Genomic DNA, 8437 nt, shown 5'->3' on the forward strand with positions numbered 1-8437 from the left:
AGTATTTGGTTATGGCGTCGTTGAGGGTGAAGCCGGCCATCGCCACCATCATGAACAACGCGCCGTGAAGATTTGGAGACAGGGGCAAGACGGCTACCGGTTCTGCTAATACATATCGCCCAAAAGTGACCTCGGTTTTGGGGAAACGACATGCATAAGAAACAAAGACCTGAAGCGCGTGGCCTGAATCCGTTCAAACGCGACGCGCTTTAGGCAGCAAGCCTGTAACAGTCGGGCATGAAACAGCAACAGCAAAGGACTGGGCCACAGCCTTGTTTGTGGCCCGGAATATCGCCTGCGATGGCGAACTTACTTCTTCGGCGTAAGCACCTCGGTGCCATTGCCTTCCTTGCCGGCGATCGTCCAAAGACCGTGCAGCGAACCGTCCGCCGCCACCTTGTAGACGACGAGGCCAATGTCCTTGTCCATGACATAGCCGGCGGAGAAGGCATCATCGTTGCGCATGCAGATGCCGTCGGAAGATGAGCCACCAGTTTCCCAATGGATCGCGCAGGTCGTCCCGCTGGTCAGCGTGATGGTGGCTTCGCCGCCATAGGCCGAGCCGTCGAAGTTGGTGCCGGCGACCGTATAGGTGCCGCCGATCGACTGCGCCGCCGCGGGCACGGCCGCGAGGCCAAGCAGTGCCAGAGAAAGAACGAGTTTGCGCATGGTGTATCCCCCTGCGAGCGAAGAGCAGCTTCCAGGGGAAGGCTAGGCTGGAACAGACTGGCCGTAAATCCGGCTGCGGTTCGCGAACAAGACTTTTTCTGGGGTGTGGTCCGAAACCGTCATGGCCCCTTGAGACTGCCGGCGATGGCGCCGACCAGCGGATCGTATTTCGACTTCAGCGCCGGCGGGTAGTCGACCCAGACCGTACGGATGATACCGTCTTTCCCAAACAGACGTCGCTCGTAGAATATCTTTCCATCCCTCAGGCCCGACAGCACGGCCCAGTCCTTTCCGGCCTTGCTGTAGGTGACCTTGTAGCCCGGCTTCTTGCTCGCCTTCTCCGCCGCGACAAAGCCTTTCGGCGTGTCGTCGTCGACGTTGAGGATGCCCGAGCAGATCAGGCTGGCGCCATCGGCGCTCAGCCATTGCTGTCCGTCGCCATTGTCGGGCTCCGGCTGGCGATCGGTGAAGACGTCGTCGGGAAAGGTGCAGACAGTGCCGAAGCGATCGTTCACATAGGTGAATGGCGCGGCGACCGCACTGGTTGCTGCCATTGTCGCAATGACCAGGAATGAAGAGTGCAGCCGCATGCTCGCCTCGAAGTCATGATCCCGAAGCGATATTGCATGAATTTCACGGAAAGATCAGCCGCCAGTGACGCTCATGTGGCGTGACACCGATGGGCGGCTGGTGCGGCGGTCGATGATGAAGTCATGGCCCTTGGGCTTGCGGCCGATGGCTTCGTCTATAGCTTCGGCGACCAGCTCGTTGCCTTCCGAGGCGCGCAAGGGCGCGCGCAGATCGGCGGCATCTTCCTGGCCGAGACACATATAGAGGGTGCCGGTGCAGGTCAGCCGGACGCGGTTGCAGCTCTCACAGAAATTATGCGTCATCGGCGTGATGAAGCCGAGCCGTCCGCCGGTCTCGGCGACCTGGACGTAGCGCGCCGGGCCGCCGGTCTTGAAGGGAATGTCGGTCAGCGTGAACTGGCGTTCGAGCGACGCGCGCAGCAGCGACAGCGGCAAATACTGGTCGGTGCGGTCGGCATCGATCTCGCCCATTGGCATGGTTTCGATGACCGTCAGGTCCATGCCGCGGCCATGCGCCCAGCGCATCATCTCGGGCAGCTCGGCGTCGTTGAAATCCTTCAACGCCACTGCGTTGAGCTTGACCTTGAGCCCGGCCGCCTGCGCGGCATCGATGCCTTGCATGACCTTGTCGAGATGGCCCCAGCGGGTGATCTTGTGGAATTTGTCGGCATCGAGCGTATCGAGCGAGACGTTGATGCGCCTGACGCCGCAATCGGCGAGTTCGGCGGCAAAGCGCGACAGCTGCGAGCCGTTGGTGGTCAGCGTCAGTTCTTCCAGCGCGCCGCTTTCGAGATGCCGCGACAGCTGGCGCACCAGATGCATGATGTTCTTGCGCACCAGCGGCTCACCGCCGGTCAGCCGCAATCGCCTGACGCCCTTTTCGATGAAAACCGTGCACAGCCGGTCGAGCTCTTCCAGCGACAGCAGGTCCTTCTTAGGCAGGAAGGCCATGTCCTCGGCCATGCAATAGGTGCAGCGGAAATCGCAGCGGTCGGTAACCGACACGCGGAGATAGCTGATCGTGCGGCCGAAAGGATCAATCATGTCCATGCTTCAAGCGCTTCCCGTGGCCGTGAACGGCTTCGTTATATACCGCTATGTGATACGATCCGGCCTGCTGTTCAAGATAGCGCCTCTCGATCTTTGGTAACATCTCTCAGCCGACATCGCATGTCGGTCGGTCTCATCAGACCTTTTCCCGTTTGGCGAAGCGGCGTAGGGAAGGGCGGATGACACGGGATCGAACAGCATGACCGCACCGAAAGAACTCAGGGTTTCCAAGGACCGCAAACTTCTGTCCGTCACCTTTCCCGACCACCATCCGTTCGAACTGCCGGCGGAACTGCTGCGCGTCGCCTCGCCATCGGCCGAAGTGCAGGGCCATTCGCCGGATCAGCGGGTGACGGTCCCCGGCAAGCGCAATGTGGCGATCCTGAAGATCGAGCCGGTCGGCAACTACGCCGTGCGCATCACCTTCGACGATTTCCACGACACCGGCATCTTCACCTGGAATTACCTGCATACGCTCGGCCACGAGAAGGATGCGCGCTGGGAAGCCTATCTCGCGGAGCTTGCGGAAAAGGGCCTTAGCCGGGACCGCTAGGGCATCGCTGTCGTGAAGATGTCATCGATCTGGGGTAGCGCCGGCAAAGGTTTGGAGGCGAAAACATGTCCGTCATCACCACGGTCGAGCAGCTCGAGGCACTCTATGGCGTTCCAGGCGAGGCCTCGCTGGTCAAGGAACTCGACCACATCATTCCCGAATATGCCGCCTTCATCGAAGCCTCGCCCTTTGTCGCGCTGGCGACCAGCGGGCCGGAGGGGCTTGATTGCTCGCCGCGCGGCGATCTCGCCGGCTTCGTGCGCATCCATGATCCGAAAACGCTGATGATGCCGGACCGACGCGGCAACAACCGCGCCGATTCGCTGAAAAACATCATTCGCGACCCACGCGTCGGCCTGCTGTTCCTGGTGCCGGGCTCCGGCACGACGCTGCGCGTCAATGGCCGCGCCCACATCACAACGGATACAGCGCTGTGCGCGTCATTCACGGTGGACGGCAAGGCGGCGCGATCGGTGACCGTCGTCGACATCGATGCGGTCTATTTCCAATGCGCCCGGGCCATCGTCCGCTCCGAGCTCTGGAACCCGGCAAGGCATGTCGAGCCGAAGTCGCTGCCGACGCCCGGACAGATCCTGGAAATCACCAGCCGCAAGAACATCGACGGCGAAACCTACGACAAGGAATGGCCGGAACGGGCGAAGAAGACGATGTGGTAAGGTTGGGCTGAAGGGCGCTCAAGCCTCATTCAGCACATCATAGATCTTGCGCATCTGCTCGCCGATCATGTCGCATTGCTCCGGCGTCGACTGGCTCATCGCCTTCTCGATCAGCGCCATATGCACTTTCAGCGCCTGCATCAGCAGCGCCTCGCCGGCCTCGGTGAGCGCGAGCCGCAGGATGCGCTTGTCCTTCTCGTCGCCTTCGCGACGCAGCAGGCCACGCGCTTCCAGCTGCGGCAACAGCATGGTGATGTTGGAGCGGCCGACGAGCAGCTTGCGGGCAAGATCGTGCTGCGACATTCCGGGGTGGCGATAGAGGTTCATCAGCACGTCGAGCTGCGCCGGCTTCAAATCGAGCGGCGCAAGTTTCACCGCCAGCGTGCGCTCAAGCACATGGCAGGCGCGCGCCACCGCGACCCAGTTGCGGAAACGCGGGTTGTCCCAAGGCAGCTCTTGTTTATTGTTCATCTTTGAACTATTATGTTCATGCTTGAACGTATGGATGGATTCTCACTATGGCATCATTCGGGCTGAAGGTCATCCGGGGCGTGTTCGGTGCGGCAGAGCGTGTCGCGCCGCGGCTCAGCGGACGCGCGGCGTTCGAATTGTTCTGCCGCACCCCGAATGTCAAGGCGCTCAGCGATGGCGAGCGCCGCGCTGTCGAGCGTGCGACGGGGTTCATGACCGAGGCGCGTCATCACCGGCTGAAGACCGCGACCGGCTGCGTCATGGTGCACGAGTTCCGGCCCGAGCCGGGCAGGGCGGCCGTCGGCACGGTGCTCGTCGTCCATGGCTGGCGCTCGCGCACCGAATATATGCGCGCCTTGATCGAAGGCTATCGCGCCGCCGGCTACAGGGTCGTTTCGCTCGACCTGCCTGGCCACGGCCAGTCGCAGGGCCGGCGCCTGAACATGGTCAATGCGGTGGATGCGGTGCGGGTTGCCGGCGAATGGTTCGGCCCGTTCGCGGCGGCGGTTGGCCATTCCTTCGGCGGCGCCGTCGCCGCCAATGCCATCGCCGGTTCGGTCAAGAACATCCCGCCGCTGGCGGCGGGACGCCTGGTGCTGATCGCGGCGCCAAGTTCCCTGCCGGCGATCTTTGCCGACTTCAGTCATATGTTGAATGTCGGCCCGCGCTCGCAAGCCGCCATGGCGGACCGGGTCGAGCATCTTTCCGGCCGGCCGCTGCACGAATTCACCGGCGACCGCCAGCTCGCCCAGGCACCGGTGCCGACCCTGGTCATCCACGCGCCGGACGACCGCGAAGTCTCGGCCGATCACGCAAGGCGCTATGCCGGTGCCGGCGGCCATGTGCGGCTCTACTGGGCCGACGGGCTTGGCCATCGCCGCATTCTTGCCGACAAGGGCGTGGTCGAACGCGCGGTCGGCTTCGTGACGCATCGCGAGCCATTGCTGCTGCATTGAGCGGCGGTCGAGATTATTTCTTCTGCTCGCCGGGTTCGACCGGCAGTCCGGCGGCCTTCCAGGCGGTGTAGCCGCCGAGGATGTGCTTGACCGGCGAAAGCCCCATGTCCTGCGCCGTCTTTGTGGCCAGGGCAGAGCGCCAGCCGCCGGCGCAGAAGAACACGAAGCTCTTTCCCGAGGCGAAGAACGGCTTGTGGTAAGGGCTTTCGGGGTCGATCCAGAATTCCAGCATGCCGCGCGTGACATGCTTGGCGCCCGGAATCCGGCCGTCGCGTTCCACTTCGCGTGGATCGCGCAGATCGACGAAGATGGTGTCTTCATCGTCGAGCAGCCCGGCCGCTTCCTCCGGCGAAACCACCTCGATCACGGCATTCGCCTCGTCCAGCAGCTCGCGATAACCCTTTTTCACGCTCTCGTCCCTCCCGGCCTTGCTGGCGGATTTCGAGCACACCAGCCGGCGTTTGTCACGCCGCGTTGCCGCCGGCCAACGTCTGCCAGGCAGCCATGGCCCCGGCAACCGTCGCCAGCAGGGCAGCGTGCAAGGCGCCGTCTCGCGCCTGGATCGACATGCCGTGCTGGACCGTGGCGAAGAAGGTCGCGGCAGCGCTCGCGTCGAAATCCGCCGGCAATTCGCCTTCGGCAATACCGCGCTCCAGACGTTTTTGCAGGGCGGTGTGGTTTTCGGCACGACGGCGGCGCAGATCGTCGCAGATGGCGCCGCGGCTCGAATCCTGATGCAGTGCGCCCAGCGTGATCAGGCAGCCCTGCGGGCGATCGCTCTGCGCATAGGCTTTCGCCGTCAGGCACAGGAATTGTTCGATCGCCTGCCGCGCGGTCGGAGCCTCGTCCAATGCCAGCCAGATGTCGGCACCCTCGGTGTGCGAGTAAAAATCCGTCGCCTCCAGGAACAGCGCCTCCTTGCTGCCGAAGGCAGCGTAGAGGCTGGGCGAGTTGATGCCCATGGCGGCGGTCAGTTCGCTCATCGATGCACCTTCGTAACCACGCGCCCAAAACACCTGCATCGCGCAACGCAGGGCTGCGGTTCGATCGAAGGTGCGGGGACGGCCTCGTTCCGACATGACGCTCTTTCTGTGTTGATCGATACATAATTCAGTTGACGCCAGCGGGCAAGGCTGACAGATATTTATGTATCGATCATTACATAAAAGGAGAATTCGATGTCTTCCAGCAGATTGAACGGCAAGGCCGCGCTCGTCACCGGCGGCAGTCGCGGCATCGGCGCAGCGATTGCGCGGAGGCTGGCGGCCGATGGCGCCAGCGTCGCGCTGACCTATGTGCATGGCGAGGAACAGGCCCGCGCTGTCGTCGCCGAGATCGAGGCCAAGGGCGGCCGCGCCATCGCGATCAAAGCCGACAACCGCGATGCGGTCGCCCTAGACAAGGCAGTCGACGACGCCGTAACCGCCTTTGGCCGGCTCGACATCCTGGTCAACAGCGCCGGCATCTGGCGCGCCGCCCCAATCGACACGCTGTCGCTCGCCGATTTCGACGAGACCATGGAGGTCAATCTCCGGGCCCCATTCATCGCTTCCAAGGCCGCGGCCGCCCATATGGGTGAGGGCGGCAGCATCATCTCGATCGGCAGCAACCTTGCCGAGCGGGCCGACGGCAGCCTCACGGCCTATTCAGCCAGCAAGGCGGCGCTGGTCGGCCTGACCAAGGCGCTGGCGCGTGACCTCGGCCCGCGCGGCATCACCGCCAATGTCGTCCACCCCGGTTCGACCGACACCGACATGAACCCGGCCGACGGCCCGCATGCCGAGCATCAGCGCCGGAAGATGGCAACGCCGCGCTTCGGCAAGGCCGACGACATTGCCGGCATGGTCGCCTGGCTCGCAGGCCCGGAAGGCCGCTTCGTCACCGGCGCTGCCCTGACCATCGACGGCGGCGCCAACGCCTGATCCCGCGGGGATTTCCGGCTGGGGCGGAACCACCCTCCGCTCCAGCCGTCACGATCTTGTGAAACCGTTCTGCAACAGGCTTTCCAAAATTTATGAAAGCTTAACGAAATCGGTATGAATCAGTATAGTCGCGCCTTACATCCGCCATGCGGTGAGCGGGACGATCGAGCGTGCGGAACGGGAACCGGTTGCGGCCGGAGCGGGTGATTCATGAAATTCCTCGGAAACAAAGCAACCGTGATGCCGCTGATGGCAATCACGGCGACGCTGGCTTTCGGTGTACCCCAGGCAGGCGCGCAGGGGCTCTTCGACATGCTTTTCGGCGGCGGCGTCAGGCATGCGCCGAAAGGCGAGTTTCCGCCCCCGCCACCGAAGAACAAGCCAAAGCCGAAAGTGTCCGGTGGCGGCGGCGGCAATGTGAAGATCAGCAGCCCGTCCTACTACACCTACAAGGCCGACCGGCTGGTTCGCGTCGACTTCTCGGCATTGGCCGCGACGCCGGCGCAGGCGACACCGCAGGACGCCGCCTTCGTCCCGTCGGCTACGGGTGCCGCGTTTCGTGATGCGGTTGCCAGCTTGGGCGACTACGAATTCTTAGCCGAGCCCGACATCGCCAAGGCGCTGATCGCGTACTACTCGGCCAATCCGGATTTCATCTGGATAAGCGGAACCAGCCTCAACAGCCGTGCGCAGGATGCGGTGCGGGTGCTTGGCGAGGCTTCAAGCTATGGCCTCACGCCCGCCGACTATACGGTCGAAGTGCCCGCTGCCGGCGCATCGACGACCGATGCCAATGCGCAACTGAAAGAACTCGTCCGTTTCGAGATGGCGCTTTCGGCGCGTGTGCTGCGCTATGCCCACGACGCCCAGAACGGCCGCGTCGATCCCAACCGCATGACCGGCTATTATGATTTCCCGGCCAAGCCGCTCGATCTGCAAGGCGTGCTGAAAACGCTGGCGCATACCCAGCAGGTGCGCACCTATCTCGAATCGCGGCACCCGCAGAATGCGGAATACCAGGCGCTGCGCGTCGAACTGGAAGCGCTGCAGGCCAGTGCGGAAAACGAAATCGTCGTCGACCCCAAACTGTTGTTGAAGCCGGGCGAAACCAGCCCCGAACTGCCGAAGCTGCTGACCCTGATCGCGCGCAATCTCGATGACGAGATGGGCGGCGCCTATGGCGAGGTCCTGTCCAGGCTGGCCACCAGCGAAGTTTATGATCCGGAACTGATCCCGGTCATCAAGGCCGTGCAGCAAAAGGCAGGCATGAAGGGCGACGGCGTCATCGGCCCGCGCACCGTCGCGTCGCTGGCCGGAACATCCAAGGCCGACAAGTTGCTGAAGGTGGAAGTGGCGCTGGAGGAACTGCGCTGGCTGCCCTCCGATCTCGGCAGCCCGCGCGTCTTCATCAACCAGCCGGCCTTCACCGCGAGCTACATCGACAATGGCGAGGAAAAGCTCAAGACGCGTGCCGTCATTGGCCGGACCACCAACCAGACCTCCTTCTTCTACGACCAGATCAAGCAGGTCGATTTCCATCCCTATTGGG

General features: G+C 63.1%; 11 protein-coding genes. 5 read left to right on the forward strand and 6 right to left on the reverse strand.

From position 1 onward, the window contains the following. Nucleotides 1-309: 309 nt before the first annotated feature. The 3 genes from EN994_RS09020 to moaA form a co-directional block, all read right to left on the reverse strand. Nucleotides 310-669 carry a hypothetical protein gene (locus EN994_RS09020; protein ID WP_013531701.1) on the reverse strand — a complete coding sequence of 120 codons (360 nt, stop codon included), beginning with the start codon at nucleotides 667-669 and terminating at the stop codon, nucleotides 310-312. 119 nt (nucleotides 670-788) lie between these two features. After that, complete coding sequence (locus EN994_RS09025) at nucleotides 789-1223, reverse strand: hypothetical protein (protein ID WP_244514299.1); 435 nt, start codon at nucleotides 1221-1223, stop codon at nucleotides 789-791. A gap of 90 nt (nucleotides 1224-1313) precedes the next feature. Continuing rightward, on the reverse strand, nucleotides 1314-2309 hold the full coding sequence (moaA, locus tag EN994_RS09030) for a GTP 3',8-cyclase MoaA (RefSeq protein ID WP_013531699.1): 996 nt from the start codon (nucleotides 2307-2309) through the stop codon (nucleotides 1314-1316). A 199-nt stretch (nucleotides 2310-2508) separates the two neighbouring features. Between moaA and EN994_RS09035 the strand changes: the two genes are divergently transcribed. Next, a complete protein-coding gene (locus EN994_RS09035; RefSeq protein WP_013531698.1) occupies nucleotides 2509-2862 on the forward strand; it encodes a DUF971 domain-containing protein in 354 nt (117 codons plus the stop codon). 65 nt (nucleotides 2863-2927) lie between these two features. Beyond that, the gene (locus EN994_RS09040; protein ID WP_063167992.1) at nucleotides 2928-3539 is read left to right on the forward strand and encodes a pyridoxamine 5'-phosphate oxidase family protein; all 612 of its coding nucleotides are present in this window, start codon (nucleotides 2928-2930) and stop codon (nucleotides 3537-3539) included. A gap of 18 nt (nucleotides 3540-3557) precedes the next feature. Here EN994_RS09040 and EN994_RS09045 read toward each other — a convergent pair whose 3' ends face one another. Next, nucleotides 3558-4010, reverse strand: a complete 453-nt coding sequence (locus EN994_RS09045; RefSeq protein ID WP_013531696.1) for a MarR family transcriptional regulator — start codon at nucleotides 4008-4010, stop codon at nucleotides 3558-3560. Nucleotides 4011-4057: 47 nt separating this feature from the next. Here EN994_RS09045 and EN994_RS09050 point away from each other — a divergent pair, with 47 nt between their 5' ends. After that, nucleotides 4058-4966, forward strand: a complete 909-nt coding sequence (locus tag EN994_RS09050) for an alpha/beta fold hydrolase (protein ID WP_027161593.1) — start codon at nucleotides 4058-4060, stop codon at nucleotides 4964-4966. A 13-nt stretch (nucleotides 4967-4979) separates the two neighbouring features. Here EN994_RS09050 and EN994_RS09055 read toward each other — a convergent pair whose 3' ends face one another. Both EN994_RS09055 and EN994_RS09060 read right to left on the reverse strand, forming a co-directional pair. Continuing rightward, complete coding sequence (locus EN994_RS09055) at nucleotides 4980-5375, reverse strand: rhodanese-like domain-containing protein (protein WP_063167993.1); 396 nt, start codon at nucleotides 5373-5375, stop codon at nucleotides 4980-4982. A 55-nt stretch (nucleotides 5376-5430) separates the two neighbouring features. Further along, nucleotides 5431-6045 carry a TetR/AcrR family transcriptional regulator gene (locus EN994_RS09060; RefSeq protein ID WP_063167994.1) on the reverse strand — a complete coding sequence of 205 codons (615 nt, stop codon included), beginning with the start codon at nucleotides 6043-6045 and terminating at the stop codon, nucleotides 5431-5433. A gap of 99 nt (nucleotides 6046-6144) precedes the next feature. On the opposite strand from EN994_RS09060, the gene EN994_RS09065 reads away from it, so the two are divergent. After that, a complete protein-coding gene (locus EN994_RS09065) occupies nucleotides 6145-6888 on the forward strand; it encodes a 3-oxoacyl-ACP reductase family protein (protein WP_063167995.1) in 744 nt (247 codons plus the stop codon). A gap of 210 nt (nucleotides 6889-7098) precedes the next feature. Continuing rightward, nucleotides 7099-8437, forward strand: a 1339-nt coding sequence (locus tag EN994_RS09070) for a hypothetical protein (protein WP_127307491.1), incomplete at its 3' end; no start/stop codon positions are given.

Origin of the sequence: Mesorhizobium sp. M7A.F.Ca.CA.002.09.1.1, from assembly GCF_003998555.1 — a bacterium.
Classification (GTDB): Bacteria; Pseudomonadota; Alphaproteobacteria; order Rhizobiales; family Rhizobiaceae; genus Mesorhizobium; species Mesorhizobium ciceri.